At 37.4% G+C, this 21,049-nt stretch carries 21 protein-coding genes; all 21 read right to left on the bottom strand.

The genetic code is table 11. The features are described 5' to 3' along the window. Window positions 1-12: 12 nt before the first annotated feature. Entirely contained in the window at window positions 13-2,346 is a 2,334-nt protein-coding gene (locus tag ACFSQ3_RS05030; protein WP_380868095.1) for a GumC family protein, read from the bottom strand. A gap of 12 nt (window positions 2,347-2,358) precedes the next feature. Then, complete coding sequence (locus ACFSQ3_RS05035) at window positions 2,359-3,150, bottom strand: polysaccharide biosynthesis/export family protein (RefSeq protein WP_380868096.1); 792 nt, start codon at window positions 3,148-3,150, stop codon at window positions 2,359-2,361. Between the two features lie 7 nt (window positions 3,151-3,157). Next, the gene (locus tag ACFSQ3_RS05040) at window positions 3,158-4,066 is read right to left on the bottom strand and encodes a hypothetical protein (protein WP_380868098.1); all 909 of its coding nucleotides are present in this window, start codon (window positions 4,064-4,066) and stop codon (window positions 3,158-3,160) included. A 33-nt stretch (window positions 4,067-4,099) separates the two neighbouring features. Then, window positions 4,100-4,453: a hypothetical protein gene (locus ACFSQ3_RS05045; protein ID WP_380868100.1), complete on the bottom strand. Its 354-nt coding sequence runs from the start codon at window positions 4,451-4,453 to the stop codon at window positions 4,100-4,102. Between the two features lie 11 nt (window positions 4,454-4,464). After that, window positions 4,465-5,553, bottom strand: a complete 1,089-nt coding sequence (locus ACFSQ3_RS05050; RefSeq protein WP_380868102.1) for a nucleotidyltransferase family protein — start codon at window positions 5,551-5,553, stop codon at window positions 4,465-4,467. Between the two features lie 6 nt (window positions 5,554-5,559). Then, the gene (locus tag ACFSQ3_RS05055; protein WP_380868104.1) at window positions 5,560-5,835 is read right to left on the bottom strand and encodes a PqqD family protein; all 276 of its coding nucleotides are present in this window, start codon (window positions 5,833-5,835) and stop codon (window positions 5,560-5,562) included. Beyond that, on the bottom strand, window positions 5,832-6,290 hold the full coding sequence (locus ACFSQ3_RS05060; RefSeq protein WP_380868105.1) for a S24 family peptidase: 459 nt from the start codon (window positions 6,288-6,290) through the stop codon (window positions 5,832-5,834). Before ACFSQ3_RS05060 ends, ACFSQ3_RS05055 begins: the two co-directional genes overlap by 4 nt. Window positions 6,291-6,406: 116 nt before the next feature. Further along, window positions 6,407-7,543 carry a glycosyltransferase gene (locus ACFSQ3_RS05065; RefSeq protein WP_380868107.1) on the bottom strand — a complete coding sequence of 379 codons (1,137 nt, stop codon included), beginning with the start codon at window positions 7,541-7,543 and terminating at the stop codon, window positions 6,407-6,409. Further along, window positions 7,536-8,645: a glycosyltransferase gene (locus ACFSQ3_RS05070; RefSeq protein WP_380868109.1), complete on the bottom strand. Its 1,110-nt coding sequence runs from the start codon at window positions 8,643-8,645 to the stop codon at window positions 7,536-7,538. Before ACFSQ3_RS05070 ends, ACFSQ3_RS05065 begins: the two co-directional genes overlap by 8 nt. 2 nt (window positions 8,646-8,647) lie before the next feature. Further along, window positions 8,648-9,808: a glycosyltransferase family 4 protein gene (locus ACFSQ3_RS05075; RefSeq protein WP_380868111.1), complete on the bottom strand. Its 1,161-nt coding sequence runs from the start codon at window positions 9,806-9,808 to the stop codon at window positions 8,648-8,650. Beyond that, entirely contained in the window at window positions 9,774-11,063 is a 1,290-nt protein-coding gene (locus ACFSQ3_RS05080; protein WP_380868113.1) for a hypothetical protein, read from the bottom strand. The genes ACFSQ3_RS05075 and ACFSQ3_RS05080 overlap by 35 nt, the downstream gene beginning before the upstream one ends. A 6-nt stretch (window positions 11,064-11,069) precedes the next feature. Beyond that, window positions 11,070-12,065 (bottom strand): glycosyltransferase family 2 protein, encoded by a 996-nt coding sequence (locus ACFSQ3_RS05085; protein ID WP_380868114.1) that lies wholly within the window; start codon window positions 12,063-12,065, stop codon window positions 11,070-11,072. After that, window positions 12,058-13,143 carry an acyltransferase family protein gene (locus tag ACFSQ3_RS05090; RefSeq protein WP_380868116.1) on the bottom strand — a complete coding sequence of 362 codons (1,086 nt, stop codon included), beginning with the start codon at window positions 13,141-13,143 and terminating at the stop codon, window positions 12,058-12,060. Before ACFSQ3_RS05090 ends, ACFSQ3_RS05085 begins: the two co-directional genes overlap by 8 nt. 2 nt (window positions 13,144-13,145) lie before the next feature. Further along, on the bottom strand, window positions 13,146-14,015 hold the full coding sequence (locus ACFSQ3_RS05095) for a beta-1,6-N-acetylglucosaminyltransferase (RefSeq protein ID WP_380868117.1): 870 nt from the start codon (window positions 14,013-14,015) through the stop codon (window positions 13,146-13,148). Beyond that, window positions 14,016-14,957, bottom strand: coding sequence for a glycosyltransferase family 8 protein (locus ACFSQ3_RS05100; RefSeq protein WP_380868119.1), 942 nt, complete (start codon window positions 14,955-14,957; stop codon window positions 14,016-14,018). It abuts the gene before it with no gap. Beyond that, entirely contained in the window at window positions 14,950-15,861 is a 912-nt protein-coding gene (locus ACFSQ3_RS05105) for a beta-1,6-N-acetylglucosaminyltransferase (protein ID WP_380868121.1), read from the bottom strand. Before ACFSQ3_RS05105 ends, ACFSQ3_RS05100 begins: the two co-directional genes overlap by 8 nt. Then, a complete protein-coding gene (locus ACFSQ3_RS05110) occupies window positions 15,815-16,768 on the bottom strand; it encodes a glycosyltransferase family 8 protein (RefSeq protein ID WP_380868122.1) in 954 nt (317 codons plus the stop codon). The genes ACFSQ3_RS05105 and ACFSQ3_RS05110 overlap by 47 nt, the downstream gene beginning before the upstream one ends. A 4-nt stretch (window positions 16,769-16,772) precedes the next feature. After that, window positions 16,773-17,678, bottom strand: a complete 906-nt coding sequence (locus ACFSQ3_RS05115; RefSeq protein WP_380868124.1) for a glycosyltransferase family 32 protein — start codon at window positions 17,676-17,678, stop codon at window positions 16,773-16,775. Window positions 17,679-17,847: 169 nt separating this feature from the next. Next, window positions 17,848-18,936 (bottom strand): glycosyltransferase, encoded by a 1,089-nt coding sequence (locus ACFSQ3_RS05120; protein ID WP_380868126.1) that lies wholly within the window; start codon window positions 18,934-18,936, stop codon window positions 17,848-17,850. Between the two features lie 9 nt (window positions 18,937-18,945). Next, entirely contained in the window at window positions 18,946-19,830 is an 885-nt protein-coding gene (locus ACFSQ3_RS05125; RefSeq protein ID WP_380868127.1) for a GT-D fold domain-containing glycosyltransferase, read from the bottom strand. Window positions 19,831-19,955: 125 nt separating this feature from the next. Further along, window positions 19,956-21,020, bottom strand: coding sequence for a glycosyltransferase family 2 protein (locus ACFSQ3_RS05130; protein WP_380868129.1), 1,065 nt, complete (start codon window positions 21,018-21,020; stop codon window positions 19,956-19,958). Window positions 21,021-21,049: the final 29 nt, after the last annotated feature.

Here is a 21,049-nt window from a genome sequence, read left to right on the forward strand (position 1 = left end):
CTAATTTAGCAATTATTTTTTCTTTCCATAGCCATATCCGTAGCCATAACCATAACCATATCCGTAGCCATATCCAGCGCTACCTTTCCGAATACCATTAAGAACAACCGCCATATTATTAAGCTGTTTTTGTTTATAAATATTCTCTATTTCTGGTAGTTGACGTCTATCCATTTTTCCCGCTCGTACCACAAATATAGTCAACTCAGAAATTCGGTTTATGATAGATGCATCTGCAACGACGCCGATAGGAACATTATCGATTACAATGTAGTCGTATGTGTTTTTTAGTTGCTGTATTAGGGTTTCTAATCGTTCACTCAAAAGCAACTCCACAGGGTTCGGAGCGATTACACCAATTGGAATTACATCTACGGACCCAGAAATTTCATTCTCATAAATGATATCTTCGATAGATACGCTCGAATCCGATAGATAATGACTAATCCCTTTTGGCTTAGTGGCATTTATTTTCTCACTTAACGTACCTTTACGTAAGTCTAAATCCAGCAAAATAACACGTTTCTTCAGAAAGCTTAAGCTGGCTGCTAAATTGATAGCACAAAATGTTTTACCTACTCCTTCGCTTAAAGATGTTAGTGTGATTACTTGTTTACTTCTGCCAGTTGACATGAAATCGATATTGGTACGAAGTATACGAAAAGTTTCTGTTACCGGGTCGGTAGCTTGTTCTCTGACCACTACGTGAACATCTTTCTTATTGCGTTTCGAATATGGTATTTCACCCAAGAATGGCGCCGATAAAGCTTTTTCGATATCTTTACGGTCTCTTACCGAAGTATTTAAGAATAAAATAAGAAGCAATACTGCGGTTGGAATGGCCAAACCTATACCTACCCCAATGGCTAGCTTGCGGATTTTGTTTGGAGCTATAGGAGCATCGCTACCAGATGCAGGATCTACGACACGAAGATTATCGTCTGCCAAAGCCTGATTAAGTGCATTTTCTTCACGCTTATTTAAGAATAGAATATACAGTTCTTCTTTTACACGTTGATTTCTTTCTACGCCAAGCACCTGACGCTGTTTTGCGGGCATAGATGTCGCACCTTTAAGCGCTGTGTTCATATCTTTCTGAGAATTTTGAATACGAACTTTTAATCCAGAAATGGCATTGTTTACCGCACGCTCAATATTACTTTTATTTAGTGCTAAATATTGGTCTATCTCGCGTACGATTGGGTTATTTTCATTATTCCCTTCCAAAAGACGATTCTTCCGCAATAATGCCGAATTGTAATCATTAACATATTGATCAATATTTAAATCTACTAAGCCCATATTTGTCGGGATAAGTCCTTCGGCATTTTGGATGTAGTCGCGCATCATCTCCGCCAGACCTAATTGAGTTTCTAAGTCACGTCCTGCGCTTAGATACTGTCGGCTTTCAGAGATGTACATACCCGTTGCTTGGTTGACATCCATACCTTGATTGGCCACCTTCATGCGCTCGAGATCTTTTTCCACTGCACCTAGATCGCCTTCGATCAAGCTAAGACGTTCACGTATGAAGTTCTCTGTACTGACAGCTATTCGATTTTTTTCGTCAATGGTTTGCAAATTATACAAATCAACGAGCGTAGTAATTAAATCAGTGGCGCGTTTTGGAGAATAATCTTCTAGGGTAAACCGTAATAAACTAGCATCTTCTTCAATTTGGCTGATTTTTATATTGGAAAGAAAATAGCTAACCATCGATTCGCGAGGAATTTTAGAAACGTGGATTTCTTGACCAATTTCATTTTTTCGATAGTTATTGGTAGGTAGGATAGTTACTTCTCCAATAGTCGTTTTTACCAATTTATTTAGTGGTATTATACTTTTTTTCTGTTCATGACCTTCATCTAACGTATGCAATTCTACAGAAGATGCATCCTTTGGTATAATAGTAAATGATCTACTTGATTCGGGATTAATGTTCGAAAAAAGCACTTTGATGGGAGCATCGTTGTACAATTCTACATTACGCAGGCCTACGGTCTTATAGTAGCTTACATCTGCCTGAATAGCATCAATGGATTGGCGCATCAACTCTTTTGAACGTAGTTGCAAAATCTCGGTGGCGACACTAACCGTATTTGCCATAGAAGAACGTGTAAACCGTGCTGTAGCATTACTATTTTGAGGCGTTTTTATCATCAATACTGCCGATTTACTATATACAAAAGGCGTTTTGCTGTATTGATAATAATATAATCCTCCGAAAAATAGCACCGATAATAAAAACCATTTCCAGTGCAAGAAAAGATATTTCGTTAAATCCAATACATTGATTGACTTTTCTTCTTCTTCTATTAGATTTTGTGTGTTCGTATGATTGACCATGAAATTAAAAATCTATCGAGTTAATATTAATATGGAAATGATTGTTCCTGTTAGACCTGTGATTAAGCCTAGATACTGAAGTGTAGATGTTTCTCTAGCTGAGGGTATTGGACCTCGTGGTGGCACGTAAACAATGTCGTTTTGCTGTAGGTAAAATGTGGGCGCGTTGAAAAGATCAGTAGATTGTATATCATTCGTGTACATTTTACGTATGCCATTCTCCTCCCGAATTACGTTTACCAAATTCGGCACCGCGTTAGGCGTTAAACCTCCAGAAAGTGCCAATGCGTCCAATATCGTTACTCTGGTATCAGGAATGTTTAGAATGCCGATGGAACCTACCTCGCCCATCATGGTAATTTTTACATTGATCAATTCTACTTTGACGATTGGTTCGGATATAAGTTTGCGATTTACTAAACTTTCCCAAATCAAATCTCTTGCACCGTCCAAAGTCAATCCTTCCATATCCAGCTTTCCAATAATTGGATAGTCAATTTTACCATAGTTATCGACCAAGAATGTGTTATTCGTTTGACCAGAAGCGTTTAAACGAGCGGATCCTGCCGCATCTAATCCATAACTTCCAATATCCAAATTGAATGGCGCAGCGAGTTCTGCATTCTTCGAACTAACTGTAATGCTCAATCGATCGTTTTTTTGAATACGTATTGGAGGTGCATCAGCAACGGGATAATCCACACCTTCTTGCATGTCTTTAACATAAACAACTTTCTTAGAAACAATACATGAGTGAAGTAGTAGAAAGGCAGCTACTGGTAAAAGGAATAAAAGTTTTTTCATAAAGTTGTTATTTTATATTTTCAATTTCACTTAGACAAAGTTTTGCAGCTTCTCCATTCGGCAAACAAGACAGCTCGCCAACAGGAATTTCTGTTGATATGTTTTGAACAATATCTGCCATATTGGCGAAGATCTCTTGATTCCATCGTATAGCAGAACAACTCGGTAAGAGTGTTAAGAAAGCCTGCTGTCCAGATTTCCATTCCATTTGATTTATCGGAGCTTGTTTCAAGCGTACTAATGCTTGTAGATCTACAACCATATTCCGATAACAAGGAGTCTTCCCACTCCATGGAGTTCCATAGATTTTAACAGATCCATCCGACTCAATTTTTACCGCAGGATTATCGTCGTTTAATAACTCTGCTCCGTGGATAGATGCTTGCCACATTCTACTATGCGTACTTTTTCCTGTACCACTTTTTCCTAAAAATGCATAACCTTTTCCATCTCTTTCTATCACAGATGCGTGTACAAGGATGGTGTTATGAAATACTGCTGACTGAGCAAACGTGACCATAATCATCCAGCTAAGTAGTTCCCCGGAAATTTCCTTATCATCAATCCAATAAATGGTAGATTTTGAAAAATCCTTCTCGCTCTCCATAAACCAAGTCTCCTGTTTCGAGGTACCTGCTACTGTAGTAACAAACACATCAGGAAGCTCAAAAAATTTGAAGCGATTTCCCCATACAATGGAAATATCGCTTAATAGCTTCGCATCCTTCGAAGATCTTCCAAAAGCTTGTTTCGTCACAATTACTTGCGTAATTGGGTGTCCTTTCACAACAGCATCATCGCCTAACTTAAAATCAGCAAAGCTCGGCAAGAGTCTACCTAAATCAAACTCCGTTGAACACTGGATTTCTAAGTAGGAACCAGCAATAGCATACCATGTAGAAGTTATCTTTTCCAAGCGGTGTGTTCGTTTTTTTTCATTGAAAATCTATTACTGTAGGTAGATTGATTGTTCGCAACGAAAGGCTAGTTTCAAATCATGCATAACAAATATCACAAATTTATTTTTCCCTACACAAAGTAATTGCGAAATCAATTTTTTGGAGGTCGCTTGATCTAATGCCGAAGTTGGTCGACCTTCCGCTAGTTTAAATTCGGATTCTTCTTCCAAATTTCCAATCTCGCTATTCGTTGCTGAATCGAGCGTTGTTTTAGACCAAAACAAAAATGATAGCAAACAAGCAATACCTACAACCCCATGCACGAAGAATAAAGACATATTAAACTTTCGATCTGAGACAAATTCGCTTACCCAGCGGATATTTTTTATGAATAAATTGTTCATATCTGCTGTTGTTATTGGTTGAATCTTGAATAAAATTGTACCAACGGAAAAGACAGCGCTTCTGCAGGTGCGAAGGGCAAATATTTGACGAAGCTGTTCCAAATTCGTTGTTTCGCTTCTTTTCGTTTTCCACTATTTTTCGCTTCAGCGCCGACATGTTTCTCCAACGAGAAGCCAAAATTACCGGCTTCCCAAACGTCATGTATAAGCGTGTCTGTAAATGCATGTCTATCATAAGGAAATGGCAGATATTCTGCCGGTAGGCCTAGATAGTTTACCAAAACACCGTGATAAACATTGATAAACTTTAACACACCGAGTTTGCGATACACTTCTCGCAACTTTGATCCGTTTATTTCTGCCGAAAAAGTATAACAAATACGCACAGCATCGCACCATTGTCTTAGTCCTATTCCATAAGAAAGTAAATGTTTCAAAATGTGTATAGAAACGGATACATGTGTTAACAATGGAGAAGGCAATTTCCAGTCTATTTGTTGATTATCTGCAGTAAACTTTATCGGTTCCTGTGCATTGATCAAGTTTTTTACAAACCGATCTTTAAAAGGATTATGTATATCAATCATGCGTTGGTGCAACTCCACTTCTGCGCCGCTCCAAATGGTTTGTGAACTGTAGCCTGCAGTAGCTTCCACATCTAAACCACTTTCTGTTAAAACCTTTTTAGCTTTATCATAATCGTTTTTATTAGGGAAGCACCAATCAATATCACCCGCAAGTCGTAATTCCGGGTTTTCATAACATCTTCCAACACCTTGTCCCTTGAGTAAAAACGGATCTAAACCATGCGATCGAAAAAAAGAAAGTTGCTCAGATACCCTATCGTTCATCCACGCATGGCGTTGTTCTATCTTGGAAACGCGAGCGATCCATGGAAGCAATATCGCTCTTGGAGGCATGAATTCCGATGGCAGATTGGTGACACCTAGATATATCAAACCTTCTACGGTATGGTTCAGAGATTTGATGTAAATATCCTGCCATTGTACGTCCGTCAAAGGGAAATTGTGTAGATCGGAAACCGCACTGTTCCACAATCCAGACTTTAAAAGTGATAAAAATACTTGGCGTGACTTCACAGCAGACTATTCCCTTTCTTCTAAAAAGTTTTGAGTATGAAAAACTGCTATTAACGATTCTACATCTTCCGACGCTTTCTCCGGCGCCACATCATATTTTTCTAATAGGAGCTTGGTAAGATCGTCGCGGGAAAAATTATCACCTTCTACTTGCTCCCAGAGCCAGGCGGCTGATTCATTTAGCGTAAATACCTTTACCATATCTACCTTATCTTGGCCCGGTTCTACAATGATATAATCTTTTCCTACTTTTCTTAATCTCAATTCCTTTCTCAATCTCATCTTTTATATATCTTACTTCCAAACAGCTTGTGCCAAACTTTTCGAAAAAACCGCAACCGCAACCATACACTAGCATAAAATAATGCTGATTTCGAGTACAAATCGATAGATCGACCGTCTCTAGTTACCTCGCTTAAAAAGGCAATCACATCATTTTCGGACACTTCTTCGATCTGAGAAAGGTTGCCGTCGCCAGCCAAATAAATCTTTTTTTGTTCGAGTCGTATTATTCGATGTAGAACAAACTTTGCGTTCCATTGCGCTAATACGATATGTCCTTTCTTCAAAGAAACTTCTCGGATCGGCTTGACCGTTATGAGATCATTTTGTTTTAAAAAAGGTCTCATACTCTCACCGCGCAACGCGAACTTTACCGCTTTCCCTTCTTCCAACAATGACATCACGTGTTCAAAAAATAATTCGTTGGGAATGGTTTTTATACCCGTGTTATTCATTATTTCAGTGGTCTCGAAAGTTAAACAAAGCTAATTTTTTACAAGCAAATACCCGAATGAACCGTAAAAAAGAGGCGATTAATTGCGATTATTTGTAGGCGGTTAGCTACAACTTTTCATTCAGCGCGCTGTCTCAATTTTTTATAAATTTCCAAAGTATTCTTTATCATCGCCTCCTCGGTAAACAATGAATTAAATCGATCTTTTGCACCACGACTCAGCCGGTCGAAGTTCGATTGATCATTAGTAATCATTCGTATTGCACCCGCCAATGCATTGGCATTTTCTTTTTCCACAACCATACCGGATTTATCATGCGCGTTTACCCAACTTACTCCAGAACCATCAATATGCGCGCAAACGACCGGTTTTCCTAAGGACATGGCCTCAATTTGTACAATAGCAAAAGCTTCTGTCTTTTGCGTGGAACTTAGGCAAAAAAGAGTAGAAATGTCGTAGTAGCTTGCTACTTCCTCGTCAGATATATAATTGATCAGTTCTACGCGATGTTCTACATTCAAATCAGAAATCAATCTAGTCAAATCTTCCTTTAACGGGCCTTTCCCGCCAATGATCAATTGATACGAATCATCAAGCAAGCTCATCGCTTTAATTAAATGCGTATAACCTTTGTATTCTACAAGTCGCCCTAAAGCAAATACGATTTTCTTATCGCCGTATTTCTTCCTAAGCGAATTAGAAATCTTTTTATCGGGGTTTAATGCTTCTATCCCGATTGGTACGTAAGTTGTCTTGTGCTGTACTTTTTTCAAAAAAGGCGACTCTTGCACATATACGGGAGAAGTTCCGATAATGATATTGGCTCGACGAATTAGCCAATCTTGCAAGGGCTTATACAGCATCAATAGCTTCTTTTGTTTAACAATATCGCTGTGCCAATGCAAAATCACTTGTCCGGAAAATCCAGATAGAAATAACGACAGACATGCCATCGGATCTGGATGATGAATATGTATGATATCGTAGCTCTTGGCTATCTTTCGAAGCTTGAAAATCATCTGCGGAGCGAGCATGGTGGCCGCCAATTTAATTTGAGTCGGAACTACAATCACTCTACCGAAAGCATTTAGAACGACATCCCCACCAGTATAATTTTCTGTGCTAGCACACAGCATATCGCAATGGATTTCTCTGCGAGATAATCCCATGGTAAGATCGTACATCACTTTCTCAACCCCACCACGAATAGGATAAAATTTCCCGACTTGTAATACTCTAAGTGGTTTACTCATTTAAAAGTTTTTTAAATAATACCTGCCAATTAGGTGCAAATGGTTCAAGCAATTCTTGGGATTCTACTGATTTTAATGCGCGTGTATCTTCGAGAATCAATTCTTCCATTCTCTTGGCTAGCATAACCGTATTTTCAGGTTCAAAAAATGCTGTTTTTTGATGTCCTGAAGCCGTCTCATGCGCATAAGGAAGGTCCGCAAGCAACATCGGTTTACCATATAAAGCAAACTCCGAAATGGGCAATCCCCAGCTTTCTATTTTCGAAGGGTAAACCAAACAATCGCTTTTTCTATATAGCTTAAACAGACTTTCACGGTCGACAAAACCGTGAAAGTCGACCGATTTGAGATGTGCCCATTTCTTGTACAACCAATTTGCATAGGCATTTTCCGTGCCGTTTACCGTTATATGCACCAAGAAATTTGTAATGCCTTTGCTTTCCAAATACGCAGCAGCACCGAGTAGGGTTTCGAAGTTTTTGTGACTATTCGGTGAAGCCGCATACACAAAGTGAAATATATGATCCGATTCTTCTGCTGGTAAGCTTGTAGGTACGGTTATTTCGTGCTTTGGTGGAGCGAGGATAATACGTTGCTCGTCGTACTCAAACATATCAGCCATAGCCTTTCGAAACCAAGCTTGCTGTACTACTAAAAAAGTGTTTTTTTGAATGTTTGTGCGGTAAATCCATTTCGTAAAAAAGGAAATCATCGCAATTTTTGGAGAAAACACCCAATCGTGCATTTTACGTTTATAAAATGCGTATGTATTGTGGCAGTACACTGCTCTTCGTTTTGCGGTTACGCTCGGAGTTGTATCATGTAAGGAAAGCCATAAATCAATTAATCCTATCTGTTTAGATATACGTTTCAAGCTTACATATTCGTACCAGAGACGATTAATCCAACGCTTCTTCGGCCAGCGCGTTTCTATGTATTCAATGTGTTCAAAATACGCCAAATCTTTGTCGTGGACGATTGCAACTATCCGATAAGCAGGATCGCGAGCTAAAGTCGACAGATAAGACAAGCAGTCTCGAAGTATAGTTAATGTACCAGCTTCTACCAAGTTTACCGCGGAAACTACGATCGTCTTTTTCATAGTTAATTGGCTAGTAATACTTGATTATCCGTTTTTGATGTTAGCACATCGTTGAACAAATTGATCCACTTACTCATTACTTTATCTTCGCTAAAATTTTGGGACAGTCTAAACGCATTGCTTCCAAGCGTTACCCGAAGTTCGAAATCTCGTATAAGAAGTAGCAACTTCTTGGCCATCCCGTCAATGTCGTTTTCGGTTAACAAAAATCCATTTATTCCATCCTGAATAATATCGCTCGGGCCACATTTACAAGCATAGGAAACCATAGGTAATCCACAAGCTTGTGCTTCCAAGAGAGCCATCGGCAAACCTTCGTATCTCGACGTCATAGCTAGGATGGAACTGTTCAAATAAGCAGTTTCTATATCCGAAACTGGTGGGTGAAGCACTAGGCTATCCTTTAATTCTAACTCCGTAATTTGATTTATCAAAAGCTGCTGTTGTGGTCCATGCCCATATATTTTCAGCGTCCAATCTGGCGCCTGTTTTGCCACGATTTTCCAAGCCTTAATCAAGTCAGAAAAATTCTTTTGTGCATCGTGACGACCTACAGCCATAACTTGTTTATTTGTTAATGAAGCTTGGCGTTCGGGTACGAAACTATTCGCATTCGCGATTACCAAAATGTTTGGAACGTTTACCCAATAACTTTTGTCCTCTTCGGTTAGCACGACAAATTTATCATACTTCCTTGCCAACTTCAGATCTCGCTGGCTTCTAATCTTATCTGAAAACCCTAACAGCCCCTTTCGTTGATATTGCAAACGTTTAAACCGGGAGAAATGAATTTCTAATATCTTTTTGCTTCCGTCTTTTATTTTCGGCAAGATCGTAGCATCATGATCGAAAAGGGAGATTACGATATCATATTTTAGATCCATCAGAAATTCTTTTAATTTCCTTTTGTGGGCTTTTTGTTTCTCCAGATAACGGAAAATCTTGGTATAAACGTTAAACTTTAAATCATCAGTATAGTTGAGGCCGAGGTCGATTTGCTGAATACGACTATTTAAGGCAAAATATGGCTTTCGACCTTTTTGGTCTGTGGTTATGATAGTAACCTCATAACCACGCTGCACGAGGTAGTTGGCTTTGTTGGCCAAAACCCGTTCCATTCCACCAGAATTAAACGTACCGAGGACGCAATACGCGATTTTCATACGCTCTATTTTGATAAAACCCCTTATTATCTAAAAACCGATCTAGACAGAAAAACAACGCATAGAATTGAAAAATATCTGTAGCCACTTTTACCCAAATCATAAAACTTAATGCCATCAACAGCAAGAACATAAAAGTTAATTTTGGCGTTCCGCGAGCGAAATAAAGTGGAAGATAAACGAAGAAGGTAGCAAAAACGCTGAAACCTATCAAGCCGCAATACAAAATAAATCGGCAATAACCGATATCGGTTCCATAGAAGAATCCATCGAATAAACCGCTACCAATCATCCATGTTTTAAAATCTTCAGGCCAGATCCACATAGTTCGGTTCAATTTATCTGTGGAATCTGTTCGCCACTCACCTTGTTCTACCCAATTAAAAAAGCCTTCAAATGCAAAACGCATATAATTATGAAATGCTTCATTAGTTTGATATAGATAGGTGCTTATCGTAGCAGCAAGGATTAAAAAAACAAAGAACAACGCTGCGAGTTTAACGGCTTCTTGAGAAATTTTAGTTTTAAAGACACCAGACGAAAACAAAAAATATGTACTAGCACATGCTAAACCAAGAATAGTGGTTCTAGAAATGATATTTCCTACTACCGTAATAATAAAAAATGATATTAATAAGAACAATATATAAGAAGTGTTTGCCCTTGTTTTTAGATCGTGGTTCAGAACAGCTGCTATCATAATCAAGGCAACAGAAAAACGAACACCAGCCGGATCTAATGCTGCGCCAATACCATATAATCGATCTATTTCGTCAAAAAAATCTTTATCGATTGCGACGAAAGAATCTACAAAAACCTGAAAAGAAGGGATGTTATCGATCGCCAAAGCGATAATACATTGACCAGCACAAACGGATGCTACGTAGAAAGTAAGTATGCGAAAATTAACTTCCCTATGGATAGACCTATATAAACTACATAAACCGTAAGCCCCAAAAAACCAAATCGTTAAACTTAGTGTGTATGTCGCATAAGCATAATCATTTGTACTATTGGTATCTGCCGCGATAAAACAAATTAAGGAAAAAAGAAATGAGAAAGCGATCGCACCTAAAATGCCGGACGTCAATGTAATTTTTTCTTTTTTAATAGTGTTGTATACCATCATTGCCCCGCCAAGCATACCAACCAAAATTTTAGTATTCAGCGTTTGCGGAATAAATGTAAAACTGAATGGAAAAACGTAGAAGCTCGTGAGTACACCTAAAGCAATATATATCAGAATTCGGAACATAGTTAATTATTTATAAATAATACCATATACAACACGAATCACAACGTAATAATAAAGTTTGATAGCAAAGAAGTAACGCCTATATGCACAGTGTTCGAGCATGCGCGTTCTCCAAGATATATTCGGATTTTTTCCTGCATAACGATTTGATTCGGAGAACCATGTAAGCCACCGTCGATAAGAGGCATATTTTGGCGAGATCAACAAAGGTAGTTTTATATTTAATTTCAGATAATGAGTAAATTTAGCTAAATCGTTCCAATATATAGTATCTTTCAAAAACTCGATCGCTTCATTTAAATTTTCTGAAACTTGCTGCATATGTGCCTCGGAATAGGTCTTGGTCAACGATTCCTTATTAGATTGTCGATAATGATAAAAATACTTATCGGCATAGACCACATTCTCTGCAGAAGCGAAGAGTTTAATCATGACCATCAGATCTTCTCCCATATTCATTCCCGGAAGAAATCGAATGTTGTTATCTTCATACAACGCACGCTTAACTAGAAAAATCCAAAGATTCCAACGCATCGTGCCATTTATCATATTTTCCAGCGCTTCTCGAGGCGATTGAAATTTAGGCTGTGGCATTTTACGTTTGTTGGTTTCAAATTCTAAATACCAATTGAAACCCACGATATCCGCGTGATTTGTTAATGCACAATCCACCAATTTTCCTATGGCGTTTGCGGCAAGCTTGTCATCCGCATCTACATAGAGTATGTATTCGCCAATTGCATGATCCAGCCCTGTGTTACGTGCAGATGCTACACCCATATTGACGCTATGCCTTATCAAAATCGATGATTTATCTTTTGATTGCTTAGCTAGAAATTCCTCCACTTGTGTAGCGCCATTATCTACACTACAATCATCTATAAATATAAATTGTAGGTTCTTATAGCTAACGTCAGACAGGCTTTTAAGACAGAATGCAAGTGTATTTTTTGCATTGTAAAATGGAATTATAATGCTAACGATGGGTTGTTTACTACGCATAATTTCTATTACCTAAACTAATACCTAACGCTTTTGGAATATATTGTTTTGCCATTTTGTATAAAGCTATGATGATGAGCACACAAATAAAAGGGATGGCAAAATAGGCGATTAATAAAATAGGTCCAGTTATTACGCTGGAAAGTTTTTCTAAACCACCCTTTAGCCAGTTCAGAATATAAATGAGATGCGTGACATAGATGAAAAGACAAACTTCTGCAAGTTGAAGAAGTCTCGTTCTAAGATGGGGCTTGTCGTAAATCTTATTTCCCAAATATAGCAATCCGGCAGTCGCAAAAACGGCATAAAGTCGAATCCAAAACTCATTCTGGTCTTGCGCCGTGTAGTATGTTGCGATAAGAAGAAAGATAAATGCGAATGATAGTGCCCATTTTCCAATATTAATTGACCAATTTAGCATGTTAATTTTGTATATACCGAAATAGGAACCCAAGCCGAAAAAGAATAAAGCTGTTGAACTTATACCGGGTATATCCGATTCGATCCGAGTTATGTAAATAAAAAATAAAGCAGCTAAACCAATCTTCCCCAGGTATTTTAAAAAGTAAAAGATAACAGGAGATAATAAAATCATGACAATTAAATCGCGAAGATACCACAATGGAAAATTCACAGGAGTAATCCAGAATATATCAAATAAGGAAGCTTTTTTTAATCCTTCTATTCCACCATCGCTGCCAAGATTAATGTACTCGAATGTTAGGTTTTTAAATACTATAGCAAGAATGGCTACCAGGTTCCACATCAGGTATGGAACAAGTATCGTTCTCGCTCGTTTTTTTAATAGGGATGAATAGACTTTCAAAGACCAACTTTTGATTTGAATAAATAAAAAATAACCAGAGAATAGAAAGAAGGATGGTACAGCTACTCGGCCAATATGATGCGAAACTAACTCCGTAGTGAATACATAAAGGTTGTCGAAAGATAGTGTTGAAGTTAGTTCTTGCTGTTGAAATGGCAACATATGGATAAACACTACTAACAGGGTTAACGGAAATCGAAGCATATCTATCACCTCAGACTGTCTTGCGTTCAACAACGTAGAATCCATCATCGTTAATTACTTATATGGTTAGTAAGTTGTTCCAGTAATTGCGTATCACGGTTATTGAACTTGCGCGCAAAGAGCAAATTCGAGGATTGAAGAATGTTCAAATCTTCCAATTCCCAGTCGTAGATTTGATTGTTAATCCATCGAATCATTCGTTGGCTACCCAATGCTTCATCGTCTGTATTAAAAATTGCTTCTCTAAATTTAGAATTCCAGCATACGGTTTGCACAACAATTTCATCTGCACAAAAAGTATTCTTATAAATCTTTAGTATATCTATTTTTTGAGATAATAGATATGAAACAAATGAATTCGTTAAACTTATCCACTGTGTTCCTTTTTTAAAATTTATGTTTTGATTTCGCTTGATTCCAAGCAAAAACTGTAATCGAAGCGCGGCAAAGCGAATTGATTTTTTAATCAAGTTACCAGCACTATTTGATGGGCGAAAATCTCTTGGAAAAGCATGATAGCGCCGCACCTTTCTTTCTATATGATCGCTCGAATCGCCTTTCGAATAACCAATAAACTCTTTTCCACGATGTTTCGCGAAAAATTGATGTATGTAATCTTGAGATTTTAACGGTATATCTACCCCGGATAGCAAATGGTAATAGCTATAATTTTGAATTTGTTGAGCCTTTTCAAATAACTTCAATTCTGCTTCCACGACGCTTATATCTCCCCAACGAACATCCGTTCTGTCCTCCAAAATGTATAATCCCGCCTTATTAACATGCACCTTAGGCAGGGTTTTAACCTTTGCATCAAAGTGAATGTAGATATCATTTCGCGTGTCATCCAAAGCGGTTACTAGAAACTCCAAAACTTCAAATTGATTGTGCGCAAGAATTAGGTAGGCGTGTTTCATCATCTAGTTAGACCGATTATCTTTGTAAGTACCGTACACAAAATATTTAGCCAGCAATTTTACACGCTTCATTAGCGGTAAAGCATCGAGAGCAAACATCTTTCGATGATAAAAATTGTGATAGAATATATGGTCAAAAAAGACTGATTTACGATAATATTCCCACCAGATATCGAAATTATAGCAGAATTCATTCCAAGGTTTTCCACCATTATAATGCAATATTCCGTGCGTTAAAGCTTGTTGCACGTCTTTTTGATCGTAATATGTTTGATTCTTGTCCGCCAGTATTTGATGGATAGTTCCAACCATTCCAAACCACGGAGGTAAAATTTCAATACGATCTTTACATACCATATTTAGAATATCTTGGTCTTGGTATTTCCAGTCTTTAGTTGCTTCATTTTTAAACCTTGAGACAAGATTATCTTCACGCATTTTTTTTAAGTTCATAATGATGCTCCCTGAACAAATATACTTGTCGACCTGCATTTGCGCCACGTCTTGGATGTACGAAGCGATATCAGAATGCGGAGTCGATACCCCAGCAACGTAATTATCGTTTAAAATGGTTCTCTCATAAATCTCACTTAAATCACTTCTAAAAATGATGTCCACGTCGAAGTAAAGCATTCTTTCGTATTCGGTTACAACGTCTGGCAATAGTAATCTAAAATAGGCAGCTTTGGTTATACCACGGATTTCGAACGCATTTTGGAACATATTCCCCACGTTTCGGTATTGAAGTTGAAAGTTACTATAGTTTTGTTTCAACCGTTCCAAGTATCCGCTTTTAGGATATTTGCAGGTGTCGTCATGCAATATGTATATATCATAAAACGTGTCTTCTTTCGCATTCTCTAACAATGAAGTAATACAAACACCAGCTGGCATGATTAAATTGTCGTCGAAACAAAAAGCGATGGGAACTATATGTTTATCCATGTTTGTAATGTTCGGTTTTGATCAGATTAGATGTTATTTTTTCTACAATATCTAAATGGTTCTCACTAAATTTTCTTGCGAAAAGAAAGTTCGATTGTTTTAATTCGCTCCAGTCTTTAAGAGTATAAATTTTGGGGCTCGTTCCTTCGAACTCACATTTCAGCATGTTATCGATATAGGATATTTTTTCTGCTCCAAGATAATCCTTAATGGAAGATGCTACAAAAAACTCGTCAGCACAAAATGTCCAGCGGTATTTACTTGCGATTTTGGCTTGGTTTTTAATCAGTGTCTCCACAGCTTCCTGGGTTAAACTGCACCATTGAGACGTTTTTACAAAAGAACTTTTGGAATGACGTTTTATATGAAGCCATTTTTGTGTTTTTATCATGGCAAGCCATAAGAGTTGCGTTATTCTTTTTTTTGTCGCATTCGACGATGCGAAGTTTTTAATAAATAAGTTGAAGTTGCGAAGTTTTAAATCAATCTCCTTTTCACTGGTTTCCATTTTCATGAAAAGTGAAATATCCGATTTCTCGAAAAATGAATGGAGATTATCTTTTGTTTGTAAAGGAAGATGCGTTCCTGAGATGATATGGTAATGTGTGTAGTGCGGATTTTTTCTTATGGCAGATTGAAGAAGATTAAACTCTGCTTCGAGCATATTTGTGTGCCCCCAACGTACATCTATTCGGTTTTCTAAGATGATTATTTGAGAATTAGCGACTTGCAAAGTTGGAAGATGTGCAACTTTCTTGTCAAAATGTATATAGATGTCGTTTCTAGCATCGTCCAAAGCTGAAATCAATGCTTGCAGCACGGAAAAATTATCGTGCGATAGAATCAGGTATGCGTGTCTATTCTCCATTTTTTCTGAAATAACGGAATACACTTCTTGATCCATCAATCATGAGTTTACCCATATGCGTCCTATATATCTTCGATAACAAATGCCATTTTTGCTCAAAGGGAAAATACTGTTTCACATTTTTAGGTAATCGATCGAAATAGTTCCACCACACGTCAAATTCAATGGTGAAGCTATTCCATGGTTTAGATCCCGTGTAATGTACTGTCCCATGTTCCTGAACAGCTTTCCAGTCTTCTTCCTTATAAAGATTGAGAAATGCTGACTTATATTGCGGCAACCAAAATGTTCTAATGCTATTAAAAAAAGGTGGCAGACCAATTGTTTTGTGCGAACAAATGATGTTTAATGCATCCTGATCAGGAAACTCTAGCTTTCTACTCTGTATAATACCAAGCAGCTTCCTAGATACGTTTTCTTGGCGCATTTTTTCAAGATTCATGATTAAGAATCCGGAATTGAAATATTTATTTGTTGGACAACCGATTTCTTCTAAATGTGCCACCTGGAACGGGAGCATTGCCTCAAATACTGCGGCTAAATAATGCTCATCTAATTTTATCGTGTGATATACTTTGGCCAAATCATTCCGCACAACGATATCGCAATCCAAATAAATAACCTTTTTATAGTCATTTAGAATTTCTGGAAGAAAAATTCGGTAATATGCGGCAAGCCCATATCTGAGGTCCACATCTACATTCGCTAACAAAGATGAACTGACAACGTGGAAAACAAACGTTGTACGAGCGTTCCCAAGCTCGCTTATGTATTGTTTCTCTAACGCGGTCAAGTCCTCAGAAAGTAAACAAAAAAATAACACTTCCGCATTTGAGTTTAGGTGATCTAATGTGGACGAGATCACCACCGCCGCAGGAACGATGTACGACTGGTTAAAAGAAATGACGATCGGCAATTCAGCCAATTGAGCTTCAGCTTTCATTATTTTAATGCTGTTTTGACGTTTTATCGCAGATCCTACCTAATATGCTGTACTTTCGATATAGGCCAGATTTGATACAGTCATCAAGCTTTCGGCGGCTATCGTTGACTATCTTGATCATGTTAGGTAAACTTTTCGGAAACTTGTTCATCAGTAAAATCTCCGACATAGATACGTCGCTCCATTTTGCTTTTATTTTTAAAGAATACAAAAAACCATCGTCCTCCGCGCAAGCTAAGCGAAGGCGGTAGGATTGTTTATTTCGCATAATGATCTGCGATGACATGTAACACATATGATAGGCTGGGTTCAGCGAGAAACGGAACGAATATTCGTTCAAATAGTTGCTATAGTACTCTAAAGGCGAATCGCTCAAAACACACTTTTCATATTCTCTAAGCCAATCTTGAATGAATAGTGAGTTAGGAATTGCCGCTAAAAACCAATTTTCAATCATCGGGTAGCTTTTATCTACCGTATTCAAATCCGTATAGTAACACATAACTTCAGATTGTGAGCTCTCCAATTCGCGAACTACCCAGTCCAATTTACGTGTAATTAACGTACTGGCATCAAGATAGATCCCACCAAATCTTTCTAGGAGGAGCAGCCGAACATAATCTGAAATGTGTGCAGGTTGTAATTGTTGCAAACCCTCAGGCAAATCTTTTATATAATTTTTAACTGAAATCCAGTTAAGCAGAATAACCTTATACCCTGTGTTTATCTCTTTCATTCTTTCGATGCAATGTTGAACAGTTGGAGAATCAATAGATTGATCATGCCAATAGCACCAAATCGTTTTCGGAACGGTAGATGGTCGGTTGACTGGAATATTGCCCCACGAGATAAGGTTCAATCCAATAAATGCAGGTGTCTTTTCCCGCAAAAAATTGCAGTAAAATTTCATCTTTTGTTTAATATATTTTAGATTGAGTCCCATTTTATATCGTATTATGGTGTCATAGAATCGTACGGCAGATAAAAGGCATACCTCTTAAACATTGCAAAAATTTCATCGAGTATTTTATTGTACTAGTAGAAAGCTTCTCAAATAAAAAAAAAATGGTTTTTTCAGGTTAAGAACCGTTAACCAAATTTTCATATAAATTAAGCAGATTTTTAGCTTCTTCTTTTATGTTAAATCCTGCTTTTGTTAGCACATCTGTTGTCGAATGACGCAAGTAATCCTTACCTATGGACTCAATTGCTTTCGACCAAAGAAATTCGCTACCAATGTCAATAGGTTCATACGAAATAAAAGAGGACAAATTTACTTGCCGAGTAACATTTTCAGATGCGATAACGTGCAGAGATGCTGCCTGAGCTTCAACTGCTACTAACGGCAGCCCTTCATAGTGGGAGGGCAATAATAAGATATCCATTGCATTCATTAATTCATTAATATCACTTCGCTCCCTTAACCAATATATGAATGGAGCAAGATCCCGATCCTCGATTTCTTTCTTAAACAAGCTTCCATCTTCTCCATCGCCTACAACTAAAAGGCGTATGTCATCGCGCTGTTTCACCAACGTATTTAAAATCTCAATTATAAATAGAATGTTTTTTTGATGAGTCAATCTGCCTACGAATCCAATGATAATATTGTCCCCAAAATTAAAGCTTTTCCTGTAATGCTTTCTTACGGATTCGTCAAACTTGAAATGTTCTAAATCTACCGCATTGTGAATGACTCTCGAGTTCGTCGAGTAGTCTTTACCTACAACAGCCTCAATAGCGATATTACTTGCTCCTGCGCGAAGTGTAACTACACGATTTAGAAGAAATTTAAGAACTCTATTTTGAAACCCATTATTTTCCCTTGACCAATGGGCGTGTGAAATGCGCACAGGAACACCTGTCAATTTTGCCAAAAGTAAATAGATACCAGATTGCACTTCTATATGACAGTGAACTACGGAATAATTTCCATTCCTCAATAGCTTGACAAAGAAAGTCCCTCGTTGAACAAATTGGCTTGGCATGTAAAATACCTTTCCCCCAAATTTTTCAAACTGATCGTGGTATGCATGCTTCTGACCAGTGTCTATAGCTACAAAATCAAATTTTATTCTTGATCGATCTATATGCTTATAGTAATTCATCAAAAAAGTTGTTAATCCGCCAACATTTAACCTAGTAACAACGTGTAAAACTTTAATCATTGCAGCTATTTAATCAATTGTTTGTAGTACTTCCAGTTGATAGTCGTCGGTGTCGTCCAAATCGAAGATGTCATTTGGTAATGGATCTACCGCCTCCATCGCCACCTTTCCCGAAATACTGATTTTATTATCGGCGCCCATTTTGAACCACTCATATTCAATGTCAATATGACCAAGGTCTATCGCTCTGAAGCCGCAAACCGCTAAATCGTAGGCCAAAACCGTTGCAGTTGGGCCTAATGCAATAAGAATCAGTTTGTCTCTCCCAAATTTTTTGGTGGCTTCAAAGATTTCTTCGTATTTGTCAAAGGCGTCGCTATTGGGGCATAATATTCTATTAATAGATTTAACATTGTCAAATAGATTGTTGTTAAGCCCCAGCTTACTGCCTTTTCCCTCAACAAAAAGAACATCTGTATTTTCCCAAATCAACCTTAAATTTTTCACTTTATTCGAGATGGTTCTATTACTTTTATCGCAATAATCCATATAAAACCGAGTGATGGATGCATCCGAATATATATAGTTTTTGTCCAAAATGTTGTAAATTTTATACCCATTTTCTTGTAAAAAGTCGTTCCAAAATCTTGCTGCGGTTTCAGTTAATAACGTTCTATTATCCACTATAAACCCATTTGGAATAGCAACTTTAATATTGAGATTATCATAAGACTCTCGAGTTAAGATCTCCCGAAGTCTGTTCTTTAACTTCACGTCAGCCCTTTGAAAATGTAGCGACCGTTCTCTTTGGAGAAGAAACTCTCCATTCAACATAAGCGAAAATTCGCCATCCCCGAATCTAGTTAATGACGATCCATCACTAACAACTGATTTTATCGTTTCCTCGAATGAAGCTATATGTATGCCATCCATATTTTTAGTCTTGGATGACATGTAGGTATTGTATAACCAGTCAATTTTGTTCAAAAATTTTTGATATAGGTTCATTTAGGTCTTAATTAATCGTTATTCATAGTTGGAATTATGCGGCCAAAAAGTTAAAACATTCCAGATGTAGATCAAATCGATTTTTGCCTATGTGACTTCGCGATTAAAGTTGGCTTTTTGTTCCTAAATAATTGGCTTTCTAGTAGAAACCTGACGTTGTCGACAAAACATGCTAATCCAACAAAATTAGCTGCGAAAAGGCGATAGTATAATTTACGAAGCGGATTTTTTGAATTTATTTGAGTCAAAAAAATGTGAAGATTTAATTTTCGGAAGACTCTCATAGCAAAATATCGCTCGCTAAAGGATGATGAGTCATAAAGATTGTTGTACCAAAACATATAGATATCAACCGTTTTTCGATGTAAACTTGATCCTAACTGGAGATTTTTAATGTTCGATTGGTAAAGCGATCTCTGGTAAATCAACAAAAGTTCTCGCAAAGGCGTATAGAATAGCTTCATAGGGGACGATTTGTATTTGTTCCCCAAAGAATTTGGTGTATTATTATAATAGTAATTGCTAACATCAGAAACGTAAATACCACTTGTTGCAAATTCCATAAATTCTAATAAGAATATCAAATCTTCCGCAAAATTGATATCTTTTCTAAATAGTATAGCATTATTTTTTATCGTTTCCGCCTTAAATAATTTCGGAAATGGACCCGTGTGGATTGACATTAAACTTTCTATCCAGTTTTTGGCATCTTCATGCTTGAAGTATCCGACTTTCTTGTAAGAAATCTTAGACCAATCCCCATAGTCGTCTTGTTTAATGTAAGACTGCATAACCATGTCTACCTTCTGAAAGGACATTTCCAAAACAAGCTTCTCCAAATAAACACGCTCAACCCTATCATCACTATCTATAAAAACGATGTAGTCTCCTTTACATAGTTTTATTCCCAGATTCCTCGCTGAACTCACACCCATGTTCTTCTGATGAAAGTATTTAAATCGTTCGTCTTTATCGACATAACTTGAGCAGATATCAGCGGAGCGATCTTGAGATCCATCGTCGATTAATAATACTTCATAATCCTGATAAGATTGATTCTTTACAGATTCTAAACATGCCTCCAAAAAGGATTCTGAATTGTGGATTGGGATGATTATTGATATATCAAAGTTCACTTTTTAAAAGATTTAGATACGATTGATTA

The organism is Sphingobacterium corticis (assembly GCF_042684745.1).
Taxonomy (GTDB): Bacteria; Bacteroidota; Bacteroidia; order Sphingobacteriales; family Sphingobacteriaceae; genus Sphingobacterium; species Sphingobacterium corticis.